This window comes from Ruegeria sp. CDSB022 (assembly GCF_059611145.1).
The window spans coordinates 77,591-100,352 of the sequence record NZ_JBXWOZ010000012.1; the positions used below are offsets into that span (position 1 = coordinate 77,591).

At 54.4% G+C, this 22,762-nt stretch carries 19 protein-coding genes; 11 read left to right on the forward strand and 8 right to left on the reverse strand.

The window, feature by feature from the left end; genetic code table 11:
* Positions 1–10: 10 nt before the first annotated feature.
* From AC2FIZ_RS16020 to AC2FIZ_RS16030, 3 genes are read right to left on the reverse strand one after another with little or no spacing between them, the layout of a single operon-like run.
* Positions 11–634 carry a class I SAM-dependent methyltransferase gene (locus AC2FIZ_RS16020; RefSeq protein ID WP_142639126.1) on the reverse strand — a complete coding sequence of 208 codons (624 nt, stop codon included), beginning with the start codon at positions 632–634 and terminating at the stop codon, positions 11–13.
* Positions 635–671: 37 nt separating this feature from the next.
* Positions 672–890, reverse strand: coding sequence for a helix-turn-helix transcriptional regulator (locus AC2FIZ_RS16025; RefSeq protein ID WP_142639124.1), 219 nt, complete (start codon positions 888–890; stop codon positions 672–674).
* A gap of 3 nt (positions 891–893) precedes the next feature.
* Positions 894–1,343, reverse strand: coding sequence for a hypothetical protein (locus AC2FIZ_RS16030; RefSeq protein WP_142639122.1), 450 nt, complete (start codon positions 1,341–1,343; stop codon positions 894–896).
* 945 nt (positions 1,344–2,288) lie between these two features.
* Here AC2FIZ_RS16030 and AC2FIZ_RS16035 point away from each other — a divergent pair.
* The 3 genes from AC2FIZ_RS16035 (at position 2,289) to AC2FIZ_RS16045 (ending at position 7,552) form a co-directional block, all read left to right on the forward strand.
* Entirely contained in the window at positions 2,289–3,860 is a 1,572-nt protein-coding gene (locus tag AC2FIZ_RS16035) for a phosphate ABC transporter substrate-binding/OmpA family protein (RefSeq protein ID WP_496791322.1), read from the forward strand.
* A gap of 94 nt (positions 3,861–3,954) precedes the next feature.
* On the forward strand, positions 3,955–4,977 hold the full coding sequence (locus AC2FIZ_RS16040; protein WP_271951478.1) for a hypothetical protein: 1,023 nt from the start codon (positions 3,955–3,957) through the stop codon (positions 4,975–4,977).
* Between the two features lie 298 nt (positions 4,978–5,275).
* Positions 5,276–7,552 carry a serine/threonine-protein kinase gene (locus AC2FIZ_RS16045; protein ID WP_496791324.1) on the forward strand — a complete coding sequence of 759 codons (2,277 nt, stop codon included), beginning with the start codon at positions 5,276–5,278 and terminating at the stop codon, positions 7,550–7,552.
* 1,091 nt (positions 7,553–8,643) lie between these two features.
* Here the strand turns inward: AC2FIZ_RS16045 and AC2FIZ_RS16050 are convergent.
* From AC2FIZ_RS16050 to AC2FIZ_RS16065, 4 genes are all read right to left on the reverse strand, one after another.
* Positions 8,644–9,075, reverse strand: coding sequence for a glyoxalase superfamily protein (locus tag AC2FIZ_RS16050; protein WP_271951480.1), 432 nt, complete (start codon positions 9,073–9,075; stop codon positions 8,644–8,646).
* Positions 9,072–10,463, reverse strand: coding sequence for an MATE family efflux transporter (locus AC2FIZ_RS16055; RefSeq protein WP_496791325.1), 1,392 nt, complete (start codon positions 10,461–10,463; stop codon positions 9,072–9,074). Before AC2FIZ_RS16055 ends, AC2FIZ_RS16050 begins: the two co-directional genes overlap by 4 nt.
* A gap of 262 nt (positions 10,464–10,725) precedes the next feature.
* Positions 10,726–11,964 (reverse strand): adenylate/guanylate cyclase domain-containing protein, encoded by a 1,239-nt coding sequence (locus AC2FIZ_RS16060; RefSeq protein WP_142639110.1) that lies wholly within the window; start codon positions 11,962–11,964, stop codon positions 10,726–10,728.
* A gap of 61 nt (positions 11,965–12,025) precedes the next feature.
* A complete protein-coding gene (locus tag AC2FIZ_RS16065) occupies positions 12,026–12,478 on the reverse strand; it encodes a MarR family winged helix-turn-helix transcriptional regulator (RefSeq protein ID WP_142639108.1) in 453 nt (150 codons plus the stop codon).
* 58 nt (positions 12,479–12,536) lie between these two features.
* Between AC2FIZ_RS16065 and hmgA the strand changes: the two genes are divergently transcribed.
* The 7 genes from hmgA to AC2FIZ_RS16100 all read left to right on the forward strand — a co-directional run bounded on the left by hmgA (position 12,537) and on the right by AC2FIZ_RS16100 (position 19,198).
* Entirely contained in the window at positions 12,537–13,892 is a 1,356-nt protein-coding gene (gene hmgA / locus AC2FIZ_RS16070; protein ID WP_496791326.1) for a homogentisate 1,2-dioxygenase, read from the forward strand.
* A 65-nt stretch (positions 13,893–13,957) separates the two neighbouring features.
* Positions 13,958–15,214, forward strand: a complete 1,257-nt coding sequence (gene fahA / locus AC2FIZ_RS16075; RefSeq protein ID WP_281995852.1) for a fumarylacetoacetase — start codon at positions 13,958–13,960, stop codon at positions 15,212–15,214.
* A 10-nt stretch (positions 15,215–15,224) separates the two neighbouring features.
* Complete coding sequence (locus AC2FIZ_RS16080; RefSeq protein WP_281973540.1) at positions 15,225–16,175, forward strand: MBL fold metallo-hydrolase; 951 nt, start codon at positions 15,225–15,227, stop codon at positions 16,173–16,175.
* Between the two features lie 127 nt (positions 16,176–16,302).
* The gene (locus AC2FIZ_RS16085; RefSeq protein WP_281973541.1) at positions 16,303–17,913 is read left to right on the forward strand and encodes an FAD-dependent oxidoreductase; all 1,611 of its coding nucleotides are present in this window, start codon (positions 16,303–16,305) and stop codon (positions 17,911–17,913) included.
* Between the two features lie 5 nt (positions 17,914–17,918).
* A complete protein-coding gene (locus AC2FIZ_RS16090; RefSeq protein ID WP_281973542.1) occupies positions 17,919–18,116 on the forward strand; it encodes a DUF2783 domain-containing protein in 198 nt (65 codons plus the stop codon).
* Positions 18,117–18,135: 19 nt separating this feature from the next.
* Entirely contained in the window at positions 18,136–18,774 is a 639-nt protein-coding gene (maiA, locus tag AC2FIZ_RS16095) for a maleylacetoacetate isomerase (protein WP_281995849.1), read from the forward strand.
* Between the two features lie 88 nt (positions 18,775–18,862).
* Positions 18,863–19,198 carry a DOPA 4,5-dioxygenase family protein gene (locus tag AC2FIZ_RS16100; RefSeq protein WP_142639094.1) on the forward strand — a complete coding sequence of 112 codons (336 nt, stop codon included), beginning with the start codon at positions 18,863–18,865 and terminating at the stop codon, positions 19,196–19,198.
* Here AC2FIZ_RS16100 and AC2FIZ_RS16105 read toward each other — a convergent pair.
* Complete coding sequence (locus tag AC2FIZ_RS16105; protein ID WP_281995848.1) at positions 19,195–20,823, reverse strand: acyl-CoA synthetase; 1,629 nt, start codon at positions 20,821–20,823, stop codon at positions 19,195–19,197. The two genes, AC2FIZ_RS16100 and AC2FIZ_RS16105, sit on opposite strands and share 4 nt — an antisense overlap.
* A 243-nt stretch (positions 20,824–21,066) precedes the next feature.
* Between AC2FIZ_RS16105 and AC2FIZ_RS16110 the strand changes: the two genes are divergently transcribed.
* Positions 21,067–22,458 (forward strand): aminotransferase family protein, encoded by a 1,392-nt coding sequence (locus tag AC2FIZ_RS16110; protein WP_281995847.1) that lies wholly within the window; start codon positions 21,067–21,069, stop codon positions 22,456–22,458.
* Positions 22,459–22,762 lie beyond the last annotated feature (304 nt).

Below are 22,762 nucleotides of genomic sequence, written 5' to 3' on the forward strand. Positions count from 1 at the left end.
TGTCGAACGACTAACCGCTGTTCCTTGCGATGATGAAAGCAGTCGAACCCGTTTCGGGACGCCACTTTTGTTCAATTTCGAACCCATGAGCTTGCATACGCTCTACAAGGATTTCTTGCGTCAGGGCGCGGATCTTGGGCAATAGGCCGATGGTCCCGAGAGCTGGTATGACGAACTTCTCGAGACCTTCCAGGCAGACCGTCGAGCTGAAGAACAGGCCACCTTCCTTCAAGGAACTACGAACACGGTCCAGTGTCGCGTCAAGATCCAGTACCAAGTGCAGGATCGACATAGCCAGTACGGCATCATACTGTTGACCCTTCGCCGGAATAGGCCAGCACTCGAACGCGCTAACTTCAAAGTTGATGTTCTTGCTACCCTGCGCGTCGGCTTTTTCCCGGGCGATTGAGATCATTTCGGATGAATAGTCGATGGCGTCGATATGGGCGACTTTTGGGGCGTGAATGAGCGCCGTCGTACCTGTGCCACAGCCAAATTCCAGGATGCGGTCTTGGGGGGACAGGTGTCTTGCAGTTATGTCCAGTTTGTATTCATAGGCGGCTTGGTTTTGGACCGGACGGCGGGCATAGGATCTCGCCATCAGATTCCAGAACCGGGTGGGTTTGATGAACATATCTAATCCTTTGGTAGGGTGCAGCAGACGCGATGATTTAGCTGGCGTCTTGGATGTCGAAGACTTTTTCGAGGGGCTTGTCGAATACACGAGAAATCAAGATCGCCAGTTCGAGCGTTGGTGAATATTTGGCGTTTTCAATGGCAACGATGGTTTGTCGGGTGACTCCAACCTTTTCGGCGAGTTCTTTTTGCGTCATTTCATCTGCGTCAAAGCGTAGACGTCTAATATTGTTGGTGATCCTGAGCTTGCCCATGGATCAGTACCCCCGCCGATAGCTAGCAAATTTGACAATATCTGCTGACAGGGATCCGAAGGCCATTCCGAAATAGATGATGTTGAAGCCAGTGAGCGCTGATGCGTTGAGAGCCATGGCGACGACAGCTGAGATAAAACCCGCACCGGCGAAGATAATGATGGCGTAGCTGCCACGGCGCTCGAACATCTTGTCACGTTCATCAACGACGAAGCTGGGTTTGGGTTCGTGTGTAACAATCGCAAACCCAATGTTGAACAGTATGGTGCCGATGATGGTGGCCACGACGCCCAAGGGGATCAGCCAGATCACCATGCGGGCCCAGTTGTTTACAGCGTCTGGGCCATCAAACAATCCAGAGGCATTCATATCCAGAAGCCGTGAAACAACAAATGCACTAACGGCGAGGTTCACGAAGATCGAGACGACCGTATTGCGATCTTGGTAGGTCATTTCTGAAATCCCTTTTGGACAGAACACTTCTAATGAGTCGATTATTGCTTACTACTTGTATGAAATATTATACACAATGTCTAAAATAATGTACTTCACTATCGAAGCGTATTTGTAGCTTGTGCTCGATGATGGGAATCTACGACTCCAACTGGAGTGCTGCGCGTTTGCGACTGGCCCAAAGGTTGTGTCGCCAACTTTTCGAAGACTAGAACCAGCGTTATGCTAGACCCAATTATCCTGCGATCTCAGCAAACATCCGAAAGCCAGAGGTTGTATTACTAGAGAATTGTTTCTTCCGGATCATGTTGACTACCTCAATGCCATCCAGTGTGGCTGAAGCTGATCTAAATGGCTTGAACCCACACATGTGCCGTACGCGTCATTTAAAGTTTGCGACACAACCCCTTCGCTTCAGCAGCGCCAACTTTGGACGATATCGAAGTCCCTCACATAATCCGCAAGGGGCAATTCACACCCGGATTCTGTCCGTTTCGGCAGTTCGCCGAGCTCGCGGCCTAACTCACGAGCGATTGCTGAAACCGCTCGGCAGGTTCAGAACTTTGCAACAGAACCGTTCGAGTGCCCGAAATAGTTAAGAATCACCTGGGTCAAAGGCTGCGAATGCGTGGCAAGAAAGGTATGAGGTTCGTTCTGGGAAATCTCAGGGAAAACCTGAGCCCCTAAAATCACGACTCAATTCGACGTTGAATCGCGTCAGCTTCGGATACAAGCTAAGAAAGAGCGCCAACTGTGGTCAGAATCTGCCTCAAACGTGTCCATAAGTGGGGGGAAGCAAGGCAATTTTATGTATCCCCGCTGCAGCCTTGACTAAACTTCCCGGGTACCGCTACGTCATTAAGAAATTATGAAGGTTGTATCAGTTTTTGCGAAACAACCTTGAGTAAAACGAGAATCAATAATCAGAAGTTTGAGGTTAGGAAAATGTTAAATCGGGTCCTGAAAACTACCTCTGGTGCGTTGATGTTGTCCGTCGCGACCATGGCAAACGCTGAAACTGTTCAGTTGAACAGTTTAGACGGCGGAATGACTCTGACCGGAGAGCTAATAGATTTTGATGGCGCCAATTACGAACTCCGAACGGTGGTTGGTACAATCACGGTTGACGCTTTCAAAGTTGAATGCATAGGCGAAGCCTGCCCCAGTCGGAACGAAGGTCCAGTCGAATATGGCATTTCAGGTTCTTCTCGCCTGGTCGATGTCTTATTCGCTGATCTTACGACGCAATTCGGTGAGGAGATTGGCGGCACTGCTTTGCGCTCTGAGGAAGAAGGTGTCGATAAGCTACTGCTCCGTAACGAGCTAGGCGAGTTTTTGGCCGAAGTCTCCTTGATGGGTGGTGACTCCGCAGACGGGATCAAACAACTGGTCGATGGGAACTCAGCACTGGCCGTGACCACACGCCCTGCTCAACCCGACGAGCTGGCGAGCGCATCGCAGGCTGGACTCGGGGATATCACCACGAGTGAAAACGAGAAAATTTTTGCGCTGGACGGTTTAGTTGTTATTACATCGCAAAGTAACCAACTGCGGGCAGTCGCCGAACAGGATCTAGCGCGGATATTTTCCGGAGCCATTTCCAACTGGAGCCAGATTGGTGGGCCCGATGCCCCGATCCAGCTTTACATGCGAGCGCCTGAAAGCGGAACTGCGTTGGTTTTCAATGACCTGATCATGAACCCCGTGGGCGCAACATACGCGAGCGATACAAGCTTTTTCGAAACAGACACGGAATTGGCTGCAGCAGTTGCTTCTGATCCGCTTGGTATCGGAATTACCAGCCTCGCAAGTGCTGATGAGGCCAAGGTTCTTGCAATTCGCGGTGTTTGTGGAATTCAGGTTCCAGCGACACCTTTCACCATCAAGACAGAAGAATACCCGCTTAGCCGACGCTTGTATGCATATACCGGCAAAACTGCGCCAGCACAGTTGAACCGCTTCATGCAATTCCTCGAAAGCGAAAAGGCGCAAGAGACAATTGATGCTTCGGGCTTTGTGTCACTTGGTGAATCCCTGCAAGGCCCCAATGAGCAGGGACTACGCTATCTTGGCGCAGTAATGCCAACCGATGCAGAGGTTACCCTGAAACAGTTGCAGGAAATGTCGGCTGAGCTGTCCGGTGCCGACCGTAGTTCTATAACCTTTCGGTTTGCATTCGGATCCTCTCGCCTGGATACGCGGGCACAGGACGACATAAGGCGCCTTGCTTCGTTGCTTGCCAAGGAAGAAACCACAAACAAAGAACTTCTTTTGATCGGATACACAGACTCTGTCGGCGCTGGGGGATCCAACCGGTCACTCAGTCAGCAGCGTGCCAAACAAGTTAGCAATGCGTTGCTAAAAGCAGCGCCTACCAACAGCCTGGACGGGTTAACCATCCGAACTCTGGGTTATGGTGAGATCTCGCCGCTAAGTTGCAACGACACTGAGAATGGTCGCCGTATCAACCGCCGAGTGGAAGTCTGGTTGCGAGACGTTGTCACCACATCCCAGTAGCGAAGCGCCAACTCAGCTTCGGAACGGGAATACAACGGTCAGTGACCAAGACGATAATTCAATGGAGTAACGTCGTATGAGAATGCTCGCAGTATTGGCCAATGTTTTCCTACTGCAATTGTCAGGGGCGGCTGTCGCGCAGGAAGACCCATACAAATCCGCAGTAGACAGCTGGCTCAATGGTAGCGAGGCCGTAGGCCTGCAAGGTTTGTCGGAAGCGGCCAGTCAGGGGAACACATCGGCGCAAATGATCCTTGGTCAGATCGATCGCGATACTGTACCTGGAGGATTTTCCGATTACTTGATCAATCATCAGGCACGAGACCAGCTTCTTCGTGCACCGGATCCCGATAAGGGAACCGTAAACTGGTTGCTTGCTCTGAGCAATCCTGCCCTACAAAAACACGGCGAGGCCATCTTTGGATATCGGGTTGGTCGTCAGCCAATCAGCAATGCGATAGCACTGCAAACTCATGGTGAGATTGAAGGCGCCGAGTATGTATTGTGGAATACACTGAATAACGGCCGCTTTGATCTGATCAATTCCATGCCTTCAGAAAACTACGGCCTGTCCGAAGCCGGTTTTCTCAAGTGGATCGAAGCTTATATGGCGCGGGAAAACAAGGCGATCACGATGCGGGCCTTTGTGGAAGAATCCAATCCCAAACGTGTTTCGGGGTTGTTGGGTCTCAAACGACTGGCACGACTGTTGAACCTCAATCAGCATTTTTCCGACGAAGCCAACCAGTTCACGACAGTGATGCTGGGCCGGGGCTCGGACTTGCCTGAAAGTGTCGATTTGGTTCGCTTGAACGAAAGCATTTCTCGCATCAGTGAAACCGATAAATACTTGAACATCGTAAAACGCTACTGCGACTCATGCGAAGGTGAAACAGTAGACTACGATTGCGTGGTTCAGGCTCTGGAAATCATAGGTGGCTACAAGACGCTGATGTCCATCCGCACCCCAGTTGAGGGGTCAATTGACCAGGCTACATTCATGAATTCTAATCGTTCGGTCGAAATCTTCGCGCAGTTGGTAAACAACATGCGCCGCCACTACTCTCGTGGCATTCGATCGTCTTGCATTGCCGCTAATCTGAAAGCCAAGATCTAACATATAGCTAAAACAAGGTTTGATTGAGATTATCACATGTTTGAAGGCGTCGTGAACCTTTGCAAAATAGCTTAACCGTTCAATGGTTCCGGTTCCGATAAAGCAAAAGTAAAACGTTTGTATGTACTGACTTCCTACGCTGACCAACTTGGATCGAACAGTGTGCATACTGGAAATCACGAAACAAACGGACTCGCGTAAAGAGTGTGTATAACTGAGAAACGTTTTGTGATTGGAAATTGAATAATTCCTGATGTGCAAGGGACGATAACGGACGGGACGAGGCATGGGCAACGTAATGAAACTAGTAACGACTGGTGATGAAGATACGGGTCAGATGATCGGAGCCTCTTCCGCAGATGATCTCCCTGCCGGCGCCCGGTTGTTGCATGGTCAGTACAAAATTGACCACTACCTGAACAGCGGCGGCTTCGGCATTACCTATCTGGCCAATGACAGTCTCAACCGCAAGGTGGTCATCAAAGAGTGTTTTCCAGCCATGTTCGCGCGCCGACAGAATCTGCTGGTGAAGGCTCGTGTGCAAAAACACAAAGAAGATCTTCGCCAGATTGTGCGGCACTTCATCAACGAAGCACAGCGCCTGGCAACTATGGATCACCCCAATATCGTTGGTGTGCACCAAGTCTTTGAGGACAACGACACCGCCTATATGGCACTGGACTTCGTTGAAGGCCCAGACCTTTTGGACGCAATCGACGACGCTGAAACCCAGCTGGACGAAGCCGATGTCATGTCGATCCTGCGGCAGATTCTGGATGCGGTCGCATTTATGCACAAGCAAGGGATGTTGCATCGGGACATATCGCCTGACAACATTCTGGTCGGACCCAACAAGATACCTGTATTGATTGATTTTGGTGCTGCGCGTGAGCAAAATAGGAAAACAAACCGTGTTTTGTCTGCCTTACGCGCAGTCAAGGATGGCTATTCCCCACAGGAATTTTATGTCACTGACGGCGTGCAAGGACCGTTTAGCGACCTCTATTCCTTGGCGGCAACATTCTATCATGTGATCACCGGAGAGCGCGCGCCAGACAGCCAGACTCGGGTCTCTGCGATTGCCGAGCAAAAGCCCGATCCTTGCAAACCTTTGCAGGGGCGCTTTGATAAGTATGATGACGTCTTTCTCGAAGCGCTCGACAAGGCTATGTCGGCGATGCCAAAGGATCGCTTTCAAACCGCTGATGAGTGGCTCGAGGCGATAGATCACTTGACCGAACCGACCACCGTTGAACAGGATGTTAGAGTTGCGGTCTCTTCATCCGGCGGAATCAACCGTGTCGCAATAACCGGCGGGCTGCTGGCATTTGGAGTTGTAGGTGCCGTAGTCGGCGTGCTGGCCATCGGAGCATTTTCACCATCCTCCGAGCCACAAGCAACGCAAGAGGACGTTTTGGCTGCCGAAGCTGAAGCCCGCGCCCAAGCTGAGATCGAAGCAGCGGCGACAGCAGAAGCAATCGCAGATGCCACCGCACGGGTCGCAGAAGCCGAGGCACGACTGGCCCAAGCCGAAGCCCGCGCGCAGGCAGAGACCATAGCGCGTGCTGAGGCCGAAGCTGCAGCTCAGGCAGCGGCTCAGGCCGAAGCCGAAGCCCGCGCCAAAGCGGCAACCGAATCGGAAGCTCGTGCACAGGCTGAGGCCGAAGCGGCTGCTCAGGCGGCGGCCCAAGCCGAAGCCGAAGCACGTGCCAAAGCCGTTGTCGAGGCAGAAGCACGCGCGCAAGCCGAGGTTGAAGCGGCCGCCAAAGCCGCGGCAGAGGCAGAAGCGCGCGCGCAGGCCGAAGTCGAAGCGGCAGCCAAAGCCGCAGCAGAAGCGCAAGCCCGAGCACAGGCTGAGATCGAAGCAGTCGCAATGGCGATGGCAGAGGCAGAATCGCGCGCGCAGGCTAGCGTTGAAGTTGCTGCTAAAGTGAGCACTGGCGACACAGATCAGGCGAATGTCGAAGCTGATACTACCACTCAAATCGTTCAGGATTTAGGGCCGACTTCAGTGAAATCTGAATGGAAGGTTCTTCTGCCTTTTGTAGCGTCGGCGGATAGTCCCGATACTGTGGAATACGTCGCTAGCGAGGCCCCGGTTTGGGTTCACGCGGGGCTGCGTATTGACTCTGTCAATGGGATTGAAATCAATGATCTGAACTCCATCGCTGCCGTTCTACTTCAATCTGGGGCTACTCCTTCGCAAGAGGGAACCATGGATGTGACCATCGGGCTTTCAAACCCAAGAGACGGTGTAGAAGTGCGGGACGTTACACTGGGTGTCGTACAAGACACGACCTTGTCGAATGGCGTCGTTTTTCAAACTCAATATGCTGAGAATGGAAAATGGGTTACGAGCGTGGTTCATGTCCCAGAAGATGTAGGCCCAGGCACAACTCTGAAACCGAACGACCAGCTGACAGCATATTTTCCGACAGATGAAAATATCGATGGGCAAGATACGATTGCCGATCTTCTGCGTGCAGGTTTGAATGACGGCCAGACTGACTTCAAGTTCACGGTCAGAAGAGGCACTTCTTTGTGGCTGGCGGACTTGCACTACGTGGGCAAGTAATAGAGAGATCATGGCTGAACGCAGTGTGCGAGTTGACCACGCCACATTGAATAGGTGGGTTGTGAAAAAGCATAACACTGGTTCTAGTCTTTCGAAAAGTTTGCGACACAACTGTCTGGGCGTGCGTAACAGACAAAGATAACGAAACCGGTATGTTTCATTTCACCGTATATGGTGAGAGTGAGCCAAAGTTCTCTGAACAAGCCGGTGTTCTGAGCAGCGGTATGGTTACTCGTCGGTTGTTTCTGTGAACCAACGGTATTTAAATTCAGTAGGACAATATGGCTCGCAGAGATGAAAAGCGCATATATAGAATGTGAACGTTGGATGAACGGTATTTCCATGCGAAAAGATGGCTAGGCTTTATTGTTTGGAAGCCTCTCGGTATCAGGTCCGGATACTAGAGACTCAGGATCTGAAAATGCAGTGTTTTCAGTTTCCTACCAGAGAAAATCGGAGTGCAGGTGCTGGGCAATTGCCGTCTTTGGTCCTCACGGAAAAACCTTCTTGGCCTTTTAACCTTGGTTTGGTCCATCAATCAGTACTCGAAGCCAACAACGTGGGTTCGTTTCAAACAGATCAAAAGGACTTCGATAATCTTGCAATTTACATAACTCAATCAGAGGCTTTCTCCACAGAAAGAAGTCTACTGTTTCTGTCAGATTGAAGGTTTGATCTTATCCAGCAACCGTTCAGTTTTACATCACCACCGAAGGCCTACTTCCCGCCAGAGATGTTTTTCACCGCGATCACAAAGCGTACAAAGCGGTCATTCGAGCGGAAAATACCAGGGGCATGTTTGTCCGCACAGCAGACATCGACCACCACTTCTGATCGTTTGAACCATACAAAAACTGTCAGATGACGGCTTTGAGCCCAATCTGTACCTTCGGTATTTTTGCTGCGCGCGCTCGCGCACGAAAATCTCCGTAAGAGGTCAGGTTCCGCCGCCGCAAGACAGCGGCAAAATCTGCCATTCGCCGATTGCGCAGAATTTCTAATACGACATATTCACAGGTTACGGGACAAGACCGCCATCGGCTTCAATCGCGCCAACAGCCGCTGACAAATTTAAGAACCGGATTTCCCAGTCAGCATAAATTGATTTGAAGGTGCGCCTGCCCGTCGCTTGTCCGTTCAACAGAATGTCCTTTGGGACCAATTACACCACGAATGCGCGAGCGGAAATTTGAGAAGCCTTCGGATGTGACAACGTCTACGGCTTCATCCAAGTGCAGCTCTAACCGGAACCATCCTGGTTTCATGATCGAAATAGAGACCACATGCCCCGTGAACGGTTGCGATAGATACGTTCCGCTGACCTTGTCCCCGATGGCCCATCCATTGGGTGGTCCGTTTCCGATGGCTGCAAACATCGTGTTCCAATCGCGGAACCCGTGTTGGTGGGCGACCAACTCGAGGGACTTGGCATGGCCAATCGATGCCCCTTCTTCGGTCAATTTTGTGCGCAAACGCTTAGCTTGATCCTTGGCTTGCGTAGCTGACGGAAATTGCGTGTTCATGACGCCACTCCTTTTTTGGTGTGGAAAATACCCCATTTTAACTCTGGGTCTTGGGCGGAGAGCCACAACACTACAACGGTGAGACCCAACATCATCACTTCGGCCAGCGGGCCCGCATACCAGATGCCAACTTCGCCAAACCAGAGGGGCAACAGGAACGTCAACGGGATCGCAAAGGCATAAGGTTTTGTCAGCCCTAGAAGGGCTGCCTTTCTTGCAGATCCAATCGCCTGAAAATAGGTCGCAATCATCATCAACGGGCCCAACAGGAAAAAGACACATGTCATTACCGGCAAGATGCGCGCAACTTCTGCAATGACCGACGTGTCGTCTACAAACGCGCTGGCGATCCGGCTAGGCATGCTAATCACAACGACCTGCACGATTGCGCAATAAACAAACGCGACACAAAGTGCCATGCGCAGGCTTGCATCTGACCTTTGCCAAAGTTCAGCACCATAGTTGTTGCCCGTGATCGTCTGCATTGCAAACGACAAGCCCAGAAGAGGCAGGAAAGCAAAGGTGATGACTCGCGTGATGATCCCGTAAGCAGTAATTGTGTCGGCATAACCCGGACGACCAATCCATTGCAGGGCTGAGATAATCGCGGCCGACCCGAGAGCTAGTCCAATGAAATTGAGGCTTTGTGGTGCACCCAGTGCGAGGATCCGCCCCCATTTTCCGCATGCGGAATGGGACAGCAAGGTCGCAGGACGCAGCGATGTTTCCCCAAACAATCGGAACGCAAAAATGATCGTAAACGCGAGCGCTTGTGCCGCCGCAGTTCCATAGGCTGACCCAGCGACGCCCATGTCCAGAACGGCGATTAGTGCGTAGTTGAACCCGATGTTTGCAATCGAAACCAACAGACTCATCGCCGCCATGAAGCCCACGCGCCCTTCGTTGCGCAACGCATCAGAATTGACTGACAACACGAACAACAGTGGCGAGAAAAACACCGTAATCCGCAGGTAGACCACCCCCATCTGGGCCAAAGTCTCTGACCCACCAGCGGCCAGCAATGCAACTGGCTGGCCCAATAGAAGGAACAACACTATCAGAACTGCGCCCAATCCAATTGCCAGCCCGTGTGCGCCTGCAAACGTGGCACGCGCGCCGTTCATGTCACCCGCGCCAAGGGATCGCGCCAGAAGGCTCGACATGCCGTTAGCCACAAGCGTGGAAAGCGCCACAATCAGCATGTAAATCGGGAACATCAAGGTGACCGCAGCCAGCGCATCAGGGCCTACATAAATGCCCAGAAACAGCGCATCTGCGACAGAAAGAAGCCCATTCATCCCCATCACGAAAATGATCGGAAATGCGGTCCTAAAGTAGATGGTGCCAAGCGGCCCATCGGTGAATGTATTAGTGGGGGTATCAGTCATGTCCCATATCTCTCTTGCCTGATCGCGCAATTTGAGATGGGACCCGCATTACCATCCGCGCGATATGCGGAAAGAGGTAGATAGAGAATTAAGTCGCAGAACTTAACCAAGACAAAAGTCAGCGGGAGGCAGGCGTCCACAGCCTGTACGTTGGCTAATCTGAAATTTTTCTGTCGTCAAGCGGTTAGACTGCATCCGATTTTGCGGAAGCTGGCTTTCGCCGCGTTGCAGAAAATCGCTAATATGGGCTCAAACCGGACGCTCAAACGCCTGATTGCGTTCCGGCAACATTATAAACCGTAAACAGCTCTTTCGGCTCGGCCACACCGCGCAGCATATAGCGCCCGACCGAGATCAGATCCTGATCGTAGGGCTGCGCCGCGCGGGCTACGTCATCCGAGATCAGTATCCGTTGCCCCAAGGACCGATGCATCCCAGCGATACGCGCGGCCTGATTCACCGCTGGGCCGATCACTGTGAAATCCAAACGTGTCTCAGAACCGATATTGCCATACAGAATTTCGCCCGCATGCAAGGCCAGTGTGAAGTTGGCCACCGGCAGTCCAGCGGATTCGCGCTGCGCATTCAGTTCGGCGATCCGGTCCTGCAACATGGGAACCGCCTGCAGGGCCGCCTGCACGTCCTCTTCAATCTCGCCGACATTGAACATAGCCATCAGTCCATCGCCCATGAACTTCAGAATATTGCCGCCATTATCGTGCACGACGCCAACGGCAACCGCCAGATAGTCGTTCAACATATCGATGATCTCGATTCCGGGCAGATTCTCGGAGAGGCTGGTAAAGCCTTCAAGGTCGAAATTCCATATCACGGCGTCGATCTGCTGTAGGGATCCGCGACGAATTTCACCCGACAAAACACGCCGTCCAGCATCCCGACCTAAGTAGACGCGCATCAGATCTTTGGATATCCGCGCGTTCGAGGCTGACTTTAGTGCCAGGCCCAAATGGGGCAGAGCCGTATTGATAAGGTCAAGATCCTGTTCCCGAAACCCATCCGGCGCGTTCGAGGCCCACGACAACAGGACTCCATCTACGGCTTTTTTTGAGGTCTGCGACCGCGGATCGAAATTCACACCTTTAGCGTAATACTCGGTCGCACCAGCTTCGCGTAATTCATTGATCAATGGATAGCGGCTGGGCTCGTTCTGATCGACCATGCGTTCATGGACGCCGTCAAGATCGTGATGTAAAATCGCATATAGAGGACTGCTCATCCAGTCTTCTCTGGTCTCTTCTGAATACTCGAATTTCTGATAGTCACCGCCGGTGTCTTGATACCAGCTGTATCCGGTGCCGCCATATACCGGGTGCAGCGCCGATTGCGCCGCGTGAAATCGCATCAGGGGCACACCAAGTTCAATCAGACGGGTACAATAGCCATCCAGCAATTCTTCTTTTTCGGCACCTTCAAGGCCCCGCGTCACCAGCCAGTTGATCAGATCATTTGATTTTGCCGCGTTTTGGTTCGGGGCTGTCATTTCACATTCCTGTGTCCGCTCTGGCTTCCATCTGGGAGCGAAGGGTTCGAATTACCAGAGGTCAATTCATATCAGCCAGCTTTCGCAACATTTTGCGCAACAAGGTAGCCTCGTTTTCTGTGAACATTGCGGCAAGCTGAGCATCATATTGCTGCGCAATACCACGCAATTCGCGATAAACCGACCGTCCGGCCGTGGTCAATGCAAGATGTTCAACGCGGCGATCCGTCTGGCTGACGGTTCTGACAAGAAATCGGCGCTGCTCAAGCCTGCTGACCGCGCGGCTTATCTTGGTTTTGTGAATCCTGGCGCGTTGACCGATTTCTTTCGCGCTCAATTCTCCGTAATTGCCCAGATGAAACAACACTCTCCATTCCGTGCGCAGCATCCCATAGCGGTCTTTGTATACACGCTGAAATTCCAGTGCGCTTTCTTCGGCTGCCCGGTTCAGCAGATAGGGCAGGAAATCCAGCAGATCAAACCCGTCTCTTTCGGTACTTTCTGTCTTTGTCATGCTTGTTAGTTACAAAATCAACTATTATCTCACAAGCAGAAAACAGCAGGAGCCAAGGATGAACCATCCGACAGACCCGCATAAAATGATCCAGGCCAGTACGCCCACTGGCACCCATCCGGGCTATATGCCCGGCTTTGGCAATGATTTCGAAACCGAGGCCCTACCCGGTGCGCTGCCGCAGGGCATGAACAGCCCGCAACGCTGCAACTATGGGCTATACGGCGAACAACTGAGCGGCACTGCCTTTACCGCCAACCCACCCGAGCGCACCTGGTGCTATCGTATCCGCCCTTCGGTGAAGCATTCGCATCGCTACGATAAGATCGACCTGCCCTATTGGAAATCGGCACCTTGTGTTGACCCAGATGTGACCAGCCTGGGCCAGTATCGCTGGGACCCCGTCGCTCATACCCGAGATGGGCTGACATGGCTGACAGGCATGCGCACGATGACCACAGCAGGGGATGTGAATACGCAGGTCGGGATGGCCAGCCATATCTATCTGGTCACCGAATCGATGGTGGATGACTATTTCTTCTCGGCCGATTCCGAATTGCTGGTGGTGCCGCAAGAAGGCCGCCTGCGCTTTGCGACGGAGTTGGGGATCATCGACCTTGAGCCCAAGGAAATCGCCATTCTGCCGCGCGGGTTGGTCTATCGGGTTGAGGTTCTTGAGGGCCCTGCCCGCGGCTTTGTCTGCGAGAATTACGGGCAAAAATTCGAACTGCCCGGACGCGGGCCGATCGGCGCCAACTGCATGGCCAACCCACGCGATTTCAAGGCACCTATCGCGGCCTATGAAGACCGTGAGGTACCATCGACCGTCACTGTCAAATGGTGCGGGCAGTTCCACACCACAAAGATTGGGCAAAGCCCGCTGGATGTAGTCGCCTGGCACGGCAATTATGCCCCGTACAAATACGACCTGCGCACATATTGCCCGGTGGGGGCGATCCTGTTTGACCACCCTGACCCGTCGATCTTCACCGTACTCACCGCGCCGTCTGGACAACCGGGCACGGCCAATATCGACTTTGTCCTGTTCCGCGAACGCTGGATGGTGGCCGAAGATACATTCCGCCCCCCTTGGTATCACAAGAACATCATGTCTGAGCTGATGGGGAACATCTATGGCCAGTATGACGCCAAACCACAGGGCTTTGTTCCCGGCGGCATGAGTCTGCACAACATGATGTTGCCTCACGGACCTGACCAGGATGCCTTTGACAACGCGTCGAATTCGAACCTTGGACCGGATAAGTTGGATAATACGATGTCCTTCATGATCGAAACCCGGTTCCCGCAGCATCTGACATCATTTGCAGCGACCGAGGCCCCGCTGCAGGATGATTACATTGACTGCTGGACGTCGCTTGAGAAAAAGTTCGACGGTACACCGGGCAAGAAATAATTCCGATTGAGGTCGCAGATTTTTCGACGAAAAATCTTGGCCCCTGACAGAGGTTTGGAGACAAAATGCCATTGAAGAAATCCTGGGTGAGCTCGGCCAATTCTGCCGATCACCCTTTTCCTTTGAACAACCTGCCTTATGGCGTGTTTTCGACTGGCGGCGAAGACCCGCATTGTGGTGTTGCAATCGGCGACATGATCCTTGATGTCACAGCTGCCGAGGCCGAGGGACTGGTCGTTCTGGACGACGAACCGCTGTTCGACCTGCCTTTCTGGAACCCGCTGATGGAGCAAGGCCCCGCCGTTTGGGCCGCCCTGCGCAACCGTCTGATGGATCTGCTGGCCGAAGGCAGCGCGGCAAAAGAGGACGTCGCGCCTTTGCTTGTGGCGCAGGCAGATGCCGAGCTGCACATGCCTTTTGCCGTCAGCGAATATACCGATTTCTACGCCGGCCGGCACCACGCCCAAAATGTCGGCACCATGTTCCGTGGACCAGAGAATGCATTGCCCCCTAACTGGCTGCATATTCCGATCGGGTATAATGGCAGGGCGTCTTCGGTCGTGGTGTCGGGAACAGATATCCGCCGCCCCTGGGGCCAGTTGAAATCCCCCGATCAGGACCTTCCGGCCTTCCTTCCCAGCCGTCGTTTCGACATCGAGCTTGAGATGGGCGCCATCGTGGGCACGCCCTCTGACGGACCAATTTCCGTACAAGAGGCAGACGACAATATCTTTGGCTATGTCCTTCTGAATGACTGGTCCGCCCGCGATATTCAGGCGTGGGAGTATCAGCCGCTTGGGCCGTTTCAGGCCAAGGCCACCGCCACGTCGATCAGCCCATGGATCGTGACCAAGGCGGCGCTGGAACCTTTCCGCTGTGACACGCCCGAGCGGGATTTTGAGTTGCTGGGTCACCTCAAAGAGACCGGCCCGATGCTGTATGACATTGATCTGTCGATCACGATGGCTCCGGACGGCAAGGCCGCAACCACAATCGCGCGAACAAACTATAGTCAGATGTACTATTCCGCCGCACAGCAGTTGGCCCATCACACGACGTCGGGCTGCCCGATGAACACCGGTGATCTGCTGGGGTCCGGCACGATCTCTGGCCCGACAAAGCCCGAGCGCGGTTCGTTGCTGGAGCTCAGCTGGGGCGGGAAAGAGCCGCTGACACTGGAAACCGGCGAAAGCCGCAGCTTTATCGAGGATGGCGACACGCTGACCCTGACAGGAGCGGCCAAGGGGAAAGGGTACACGATCGGATTTGGCGAATGTGCCGGAACCGTGCTGCCCGCTCTCGAAAACCCATACTCGCGATAAGGAACCACAAATGGCCAAGGCATTTGCGTCCCAGGGGGACATGTCGGAAAAGAAAATCTCGTTCACCGAGGTAGGAGACGGGCTTTATGCCTTTACCGCCGAAGGGGATCCGAATTCGGGCGTCATCATCGGTGATGACAGTGTCATGATTGTCGAGGCACAGGCGACGCCCCGTTTGGCCAACAAGGTAATCGAATGCGTGCGCTCGGTCACCGACAAGCCGATCACGCATGTGGCGCTGACCCATTATCACGCCGTCCGTGTTCTGGGTGCCAGCGCCTTTGGGGCGCAGCAGATCCTGATGTCAGACATGGCCCGCGCGATGGTGGTGGAACGGGGACAGGAAGATTGGGACAGTGAGTTCCAGCGTTTCCCGCGCCTGTTCGAAGGGCACGAAAGCATTCCCGGTCTGACCTGGCCCACGACCACGTTCAACGACACCATGACGGTGTATCTGGGCAAACGTCGGATTGACCTGATGCATCTGGGCCGCGCACATACAGCAGGCGATATCGTCATCCATGTACCCGATCAGAATGTGATGTTTACCGGTGACATCGTCGAGTATCACTCGGCCTGCTACTGCGGCGATGGGCATTTCGGCGACTGGGGCGATACACTGGATGAGATCAAGTGGTTTGATGTCGACGCCATTGCGCCAGGCCGTGGCGATGCCCTGGTCGGCAAGGACATGGTCAATGCAGCCATCGAAAACACCCGCGATTTTGTCGACAGCACCTATCGTCCGGCAGCCAAGGTTGCGGCGCGCGGAGGAAGCCTGAAGGAAGCATGGAACGCGGTGCGCGCCGAATGCGACCCGAAATTCGCCGATTACGCGATCTATGAACACTGCCTGCCCTTCAACGTCGCCCGTGCCTATGACGAGGCGCGCGGGATCGACACCCCGCGCATCTGGACCGCCCAACGAGATCTGGAGATGTGGGAAGCCTTGCAGAGTTAAGGACATACGGTCGCATTTGATCCAGATCGTTTTTCGCAGGACGGATTGGTGAGACCCTGGGATCGGGACCACTGAGCCTGAACGGCTGGTGGAAAGGACCCTCAGCGCAGCGCAATGGGAGAGCCCCATGAACAAGATCTTCGAAATACCGCTTTACGCCTACGCGCGAAATCCCGATCAGGACGCCGTAGCCCCAATACGCCACAAGGTGATCGTCATCGGCGCCGGGCCAATCGGCTTGGCCACAGCTATTGATCTGGCACAACAGGGCGTTGAGGTTGTCGTTCTGGACGAAAATGACAAGGTCAGCTTTGGCAGCCGGGCCATCTGTTTTTCACAGCGCACGCTGGACATAGCCGACAGGCTTGGATGCGCAGAGCCCTTGGTGCGGAAAGGTGTTCTTTGGGATACCGGCAAGGTCTTTTTCGACACAAGACAGATCTATGAATTCAATTTGCAGCCAGAACAAGGCTATGCCAATCCGGCATTTATCAATCTGCAGCAATATCACCTAGAACAGATCCTTGTGGACCGCTTGCGCGCACTCCAAGCTGAAGGCGCGCCAATCGATATTCGCGGCCGCAATAGGGTCGAGGCGATCGGCACCCATGAGGACCATGTCACGCTTGAGGTAGAGACCCCCGAAGGCCCCTACAACATCGAAACCGACTGGTTGATCGCCTGTGACGGCGCGCACTCTCCGGCCCGCAGGATGCTCGGGTTGGATTTCGACGGGCGCGTGTTCGAAGATAACTTCCTGATAGCTGATGTCGTGATGGAGGCTGACTTTCCTTCCGAACGCTGGTTCTGGTTTGATCCACCGTTCAACAGGGGGCAATCCGCCCTGCTGCACAAACAGCCCGACAATGTCTGGCGCATTGACCTGCAACTGGGGTGGGATATCGACAAGGAACGGGAAAAACGGCCCGAGAATGTGATCCCGCGCCTCAAGGAGATGCTGGGCGAAGATGTCGAATTCGATTTGGAATGGGTCTCGATCTATACCTTCCAGTGTCGCCGGATGGAGCGATTCCGGTATGGCCGGGTCTTGTTTGCCGGCGACAGCGCCCATCAGGTTAGCCCGTTTGGTGCGCGTGGGGCCAATTCGGGTGTACAGGATTCGGACAACCTGAGTTGGAAGCTGAAGCTGGTTATCGACGGAAAAGCGCCCGATTATTTGCTGGATAGCTACAGCCATGAACGGGTGCAGGCCGCTGATGAGAATATTGCCTATTCCAGTCGCTCGACCGACTTCATCACGCCGAAATCCCAGATGTCCCGCTTGTTGCGCGACGCCGTTCTGGACCTGGGCGAGCACTACGAATTCGCGCGCCCTCTGGTGAATTCCGGCCGTCTGAGCACACCTTGTACCTATGCGGGCTCGTCGTTGAATTCCGCAGATGCGCTGAACGGGCCAGATATCACCCGTCCCGGCGCAGCGTGCCCGGATGCCCCCCTCGGCGCCGCGTTCCTGCTGCCGAAACTCGCGGGCAAGTTTACCCTTTTGACGATTGACGCCGACGCACCAGACACTCTTGAGGAAGACGGGGTTCAGGCAACCCGCTTGGCGTTGTCGGTTAAGGACGATCCGACCCTGGCGCTCAAGCGCCGCTATCTGGGGGATGCCACCAGCGCGGTTTATCTGATCCGTCCCGATCAACACGTGGCCGCCCGCCGTGATACGTACGAAGAAAATGCATTCCGGCAGGCGATCCGCAGGGCCACCGGTAAGGAGTAAGCGAGATGACCCAACTGATCCTCACACCTAATCTGGACAATGCAGATGATTTCTATTTTGAACTGATCGCTGCCCATGACCGGCTGGATAAATCCGACAGCGACGCGCTGAATGCGCGGCTGGTACTGGTGCTAGCCAACCATATCGGAAATGCCGAGGTGTTGTCTGAAGCCCTGAAAGCCGCCAAGCTGAACGAGAATTGACGTAAACAGGAGGCCAGCGATGAGTGGCGTAGTTCTGTATGATTATTGGCGCTCGTCGGCCAGCTACCGGGTGCGGATCGCGTTAAACTTGGCTGGCATCACCTATCGTGCGGTGTCTGTCGATCTTGTCGCCGGAGATCACAAATCTGATGCGCATCTGAGGCGCAACCCTCAGGGGCTGGTTCCTGTGCTTGAGATTGACGGGCTGCGGCTGACGCAATCTTTGGCAATCATCGACTATCTGGACATGACGCGGGGTCTGGGGTTGCTTCCTGCGGAACCCGGTATTCGCGCACAAGCACTGGCGCTGGCACAAACCATCGCAATTGATCTTCACCCAGTCTGCAATTTGTCAGTCGCACGCCATGCAACCGCGCTCAGTGGGAATGCGGAAGGTATGCCTGGCAAATGGATGAACCATTTCATACGACCGGGTCTGCTTGCGTTCGAAGCCCAGTTGGGCGGTTTCCAACAGACCCCCTATTGCACTGGGCCGCAGCCAGGGCTGGCTGATCTGTGCCTGGTCCCACAGATGTACAATGCCCGCCGCTATCAGGTCGATCTGACCGACCTGCCCCGTATCCTGGGCGTCGAGGCCGCCTGCGCCAAACACCCAGCCTTTGCCGCAGCGCATCCCGATCAACACGCCCCCACCTGATCCTCTGCACAGGGTCTGTGTGTCGATGCGAATGGGAATTGCCTGACCCCTGCCTTACGTTCTTCAAAACAAAATGCAGGAGGCCCCAATGCCCGAAATCATCGGCTATCACGCCCATGTCTATTTCGATGCAGAAACGCAGGATACCGCCCGGCAGCTCTGTGAAGAAGCAGTGCGCCTGTTCCCAGTTGCAATGGGGCGGATGCACGCCCGCAATGTAGGCCCACATCCAAGGTGGAGCTGCCAGTTGGGCTTTGCAGCCGACGCATTTGATCAGGTCATTCCCTGGCTGACGCTGAATCGGCAAGGATTGACGATATTCACCCATCCCGAAACCGGCGAGCATCTGGCAGACCACCGCGACCGCGCCATTTGGATGGGTGAGATGCTGGATCTGGATCTGTCGATCTTCGACCAGCTTTAACCCAACGCCTTCGCCTGATCTCTCAGCTTGAACTTCTGAATCTTGCCGGTCGAAGTCTTTGGCAAAGGACCGAAGACCACCGTCTTAGGCACCTTGAAATGGGCCATGTTGTCCCGGCAGAACGCGATGATCTCTGCTTCTGTCGCTTGCCCATCTGGTTTGAGTTCAATAAAGGCGCAGGGTGTTTCGCCCCATTTGTCATCGGGGCGGGCGACCACGGCGGCCTCCATCACGGCGGGGTGCTTGTACAAGATATCCTCAACCTCAACCGATGAGATATTCTCACCTCCCGAGATGATGATATCTTTGGACCGGTCCTTGAGTGCGACATATCCATCCGCATGCATCACCCCAAGATCGCCTGAGGCGAACCAGCCGCCCCGGAACGCCTTGTCCGTGGCATCGGAGTTTTTGAGATACCCTTTCATGACAACATTGCCCTGCATGAAAATCTCACCCAGCGTCTCGCCATCCGCAGGCACGGGTTCCAACGTATCCGGGTCGGCCACCATAAGGCCAGACAGGGCCGAATACCGCACACCCTGACGAACCTTCAAAGCGGCGCGTTCTTCGCCTTCTTTGCTGTTCCATTCATCCTTCCAGGCGCAGACCACGGACGGACCATAAGTCTCGGTCAGGCCATAGACATGGGTAACCTCGATCCCCATATCCTCCATCTTCTTAACCACAGCCGCCGGAGGTGGAGCGCCTGCGGTCATCACTTTGATCTCGTGATCGAAATCCTTAAGGTGATCGGGCGCGTTGGCCAACATGTTCAGAACAATCGGCGCACCACAGAAATGCGTGACCTTCTCATCCCGAAAGGCGGCATAAATCGGCTCATCCCGAACCGCCCGCAGGCAAACCGAGACCCCTGCATTTGCCGCCATAGCCCAAGGGAAACACCAGCCGTTGCAGTGGAACATCGGCAAGGTCCACAGATAGACAGAATGCCGAGGCATGCCCCAATCAAGCAGATCAGATTGGGCATTCAGGGCCGCACCGCGGTGATGATACACAACCCCTTTTGGATTGCCTGTGGTGCCCGAGGTATAATTCAGCGTGATCGCATTCCATTCATCCGCTGGCAGGGACCATGCGAACTCGGGATCGCCCTCGGCCAAGAGCGCATCGTAAGTCAGACTGCCCTGTTTCTCGCCACCATCAAAGCTGGGATCCTCGATATCGATGACGAGAATATCGTGATCAACCTGTTCCAATGCGTCTTGCACAATCGCAGAAAATTCCGGATCGACCAGCAGCACCTTGGATTCAGCATGGTTCAGGATGAAGGCAATGATCGGCGCGTCCAGCCGGGTGTTAATCGCGTTCAGCACGGCGCCGGCCATAGGAACGCCAAAATGGGCCTCGTACAGTTCGGGGATGTTTGCTGCGATGATCGAAACTGTATCTCCTCGCCCTATTCCACACCTATCCAGAGCGCTCGCCAGTCGACGACAACGGGTATAGGTTTCGGCCCAGGAATACCGGCGGACGCCATAAACAACTGACGGGTAATCAGGGTAGACCTGCGCCGTCCGTTCGATAAAGCTTAGCGGTGACAGCGGCGTATAATTCGCCTGACATTGATCCAAGTGGCGTTCATATATGTTGGCCCCTGTCATCTGCGGATCCTCCCAAATCGCAAGTTGCGCGAATTGAACACAAACATAGTCCCATGACAAACCCGTAGAAATACGGGCTGAGGCGGCCAAATAACTGTGCTGTGCCCGACTGGCGATACCAACCTACCCGATCTGGCCCTATCTTGTACTGGCCATTCACGCTGATCTGAGCCATCGAATATACAAGCCGAGGCGACACCGCCTCTGTAAGATGTGCACACGCTAATTTTGAAAGGACATGTCATGGACGGCACGTTCAACGAAAACGATCTTTCCCGCGTCGTCGAAGCCGACCGCGCCCATATTTGGCACCACTTGATCCAGCATAAACCCTTTGAAACCAACGATCCGCGCATCATTGTCGAAGGTAAGGGCATGCGTGTCTGGGATCAAAAAGGCAAAGAGCATCTGGACGCTGTATCGGGCGGCGTATGGACTGTGAATGTCGGCTATGGCCGCGAATCGATCTGTAAGGCGGTTTACGACCAGCTGATGAAGCTGTGCTATTTCGCCAACTCGGCAGGCTCGATCCCAGGTGCTTTGTTCGCCGAAAAGCTGATCGAGAAAATGCCTGGCATGAGCCGCGTGTATTACACCAACTCGGGCAGCGAGGCGAATGAGAAGGCGTTCAAGATGGTTCGCCAAATCGCCCACAAGAAATACGGCGGCAAGAAGACCAAGATTTTGTACCGTGACCGCGACTATCACGGCTCGACCCTGGCAGCGATGTCGGCAGGTGGTCAGGACGAGCGCAACGCGCAGTACGGGCCTTTCGCCCCCGGTTTCATCCGCGTGCCGCATTGCATGGAATACCGCAAGCACGAGCTGGACGGCGCGCCCGAAGAGAATTTCGGCGAATGGGCCGCGGATCAGATCGAAGAGGTGATCCTGCGCGAAGGCCCCGATACGGTTGGCGCCCTGTGCCTTGAGCCCGTGACCGCCGGTGGCGGCGTGATCGAAGCGCCCGAAGGGTATTGGCAGCGCGTACAGGAAATCTGCAAGAAATACGATATCCTGCTGCATATCGACGAGGTCGTCTGCGGCGTGGGCCGCACCGGCACCTGGTTCGGTTACCAACAATATGGCGTAAAGCCAGATTTTGTGACCATGGCCAAGGGTGTCGCCTCGGGCTATGCCGCCATCGCCTGCATGGTAACTACTGAGGAAGTCTTTGACATGTTCAAAGAAGACGCCTCGGACCCGATGGGCTATTTCCGCGATATCTCGACATTTGGTGGCTGCACCGCCGGTCCAGCGGCCGCGATCGAGAACATGCGGATTATCGAGGATGAAAACCTGTTGGGCAACTGCACGGCCATGGGCGACCGGATGACGGGCAACCTTCAGGCGCTGATGGAAAAGCACAAGGTCATCGGCGATGTACGCGGCAAAGGCTTGTTCCTGGGTGCTGAGCTGGTCGCAGACCGCGCGTCCCGTGAGCCAGTTGATGAGAAGCTTGCCCAGGCCGTTGTGGCCGACTGCATGGCGCAAGGCGTGATCATCGGCGTCACCAACCGCTCGGTCCCCGGTCGGAACAACACTCTGTGCTTCTCACCAGCGCTGATTGCCACCGCGGATGACATCGACCAAATCACCGATGCTGTCGATGGCGCACTGGGGCGTGTATTCGGCTGACACCGTTAGCAGTCTCTTAGGAAGAGACTATGAAAACCGGCGCTGCTTGCGTCGGTTTTTTCTCAATACGGATGCCCGAACCCTCAATATGCGACCGGATGCTCCCGTTCAGTGCTGAATGTCGGTGGCCCGGGTTGTAGAATCCGTTGATGTATTCTTTGAGCGTAAGCGGTGCAACTGACCCCCGAATTAGCCCCTGATCTGCCTCTTGTTTCCATTGCATATTGTCTAGGGTCAGGACCCATTGATTTCCGTTTTGCGGCGTGATTCACGGTTCAAAAACGAGCGGTGAACATGTCTGATC

What these genes read in the sequence shown, in the direction of transcription:
- AC2FIZ_RS16105 (WP_281995848.1), bottom strand. Translation starts at nt 20,823, where the DNA reads ATGACAGGGGCCAACATATATGAACGCCACTTGGATCAATGTCAGGCG.
- AC2FIZ_RS16080 (WP_281973540.1), top strand. Translation starts at nt 15,225, where the DNA reads ATGGCCAAGGCATTTGCGTCCCAGGGGGACATGTCGGAAAAGAAAATC.
- AC2FIZ_RS16110 (WP_281995847.1), top strand. Translation starts at nt 21,067, where the DNA reads ATGGACGGCACGTTCAACGAAAACGATCTTTCCCGCGTCGTCGAAGCC.
- AC2FIZ_RS16025 (WP_142639124.1), bottom strand. Translation starts at nt 890, where the DNA reads ATGGGCAAGCTCAGGATCACCAACAATATTAGACGTCTACGCTTTGAC.
- AC2FIZ_RS16020 (WP_142639126.1), bottom strand. Translation starts at nt 634, where the DNA reads ATGTTCATCAAACCCACCCGGTTCTGGAATCTGATGGCGAGATCCTAT.
- hmgA (WP_496791326.1), top strand. Translation starts at nt 12,537, where the DNA reads ATGAACCATCCGACAGACCCGCATAAAATGATCCAGGCCAGTACGCCC.
- AC2FIZ_RS16085 (WP_281973541.1), top strand. Translation starts at nt 16,303, where the DNA reads ATGAACAAGATCTTCGAAATACCGCTTTACGCCTACGCGCGAAATCCC.
- AC2FIZ_RS16065 (WP_142639108.1), bottom strand. Translation starts at nt 12,478, where the DNA reads ATGACAAAGACAGAAAGTACCGAAAGAGACGGGTTTGATCTGCTGGAT.
- AC2FIZ_RS16090 (WP_281973542.1), top strand. Translation starts at nt 17,919, where the DNA reads ATGACCCAACTGATCCTCACACCTAATCTGGACAATGCAGATGATTTC.
- maiA (WP_281995849.1), top strand. Translation starts at nt 18,136, where the DNA reads ATGAGTGGCGTAGTTCTGTATGATTATTGGCGCTCGTCGGCCAGCTAC.
- AC2FIZ_RS16035 (WP_496791322.1), top strand. Translation starts at nt 2,289, where the DNA reads ATGTTAAATCGGGTCCTGAAAACTACCTCTGGTGCGTTGATGTTGTCC.
- AC2FIZ_RS16060 (WP_142639110.1), bottom strand. Translation starts at nt 11,964, where the DNA reads ATGACAGCCCCGAACCAAAACGCGGCAAAATCAAATGATCTGATCAAC.
- AC2FIZ_RS16045 (WP_496791324.1), top strand. Translation starts at nt 5,276, where the DNA reads ATGAAACTAGTAACGACTGGTGATGAAGATACGGGTCAGATGATCGGA.
- AC2FIZ_RS16100 (WP_142639094.1), top strand. Translation starts at nt 18,863, where the DNA reads ATGCCCGAAATCATCGGCTATCACGCCCATGTCTATTTCGATGCAGAA.
- AC2FIZ_RS16055 (WP_496791325.1), bottom strand. Translation starts at nt 10,463, where the DNA reads ATGACTGATACCCCCACTAATACATTCACCGATGGGCCGCTTGGCACC.
- fahA (WP_281995852.1), top strand. Translation starts at nt 13,958, where the DNA reads ATGCCATTGAAGAAATCCTGGGTGAGCTCGGCCAATTCTGCCGATCAC.
- AC2FIZ_RS16050 (WP_271951480.1), bottom strand. Translation starts at nt 9,075, where the DNA reads ATGAACACGCAATTTCCGTCAGCTACGCAAGCCAAGGATCAAGCTAAG.
- AC2FIZ_RS16030 (WP_142639122.1), bottom strand. Translation starts at nt 1,343, where the DNA reads ATGACCTACCAAGATCGCAATACGGTCGTCTCGATCTTCGTGAACCTC.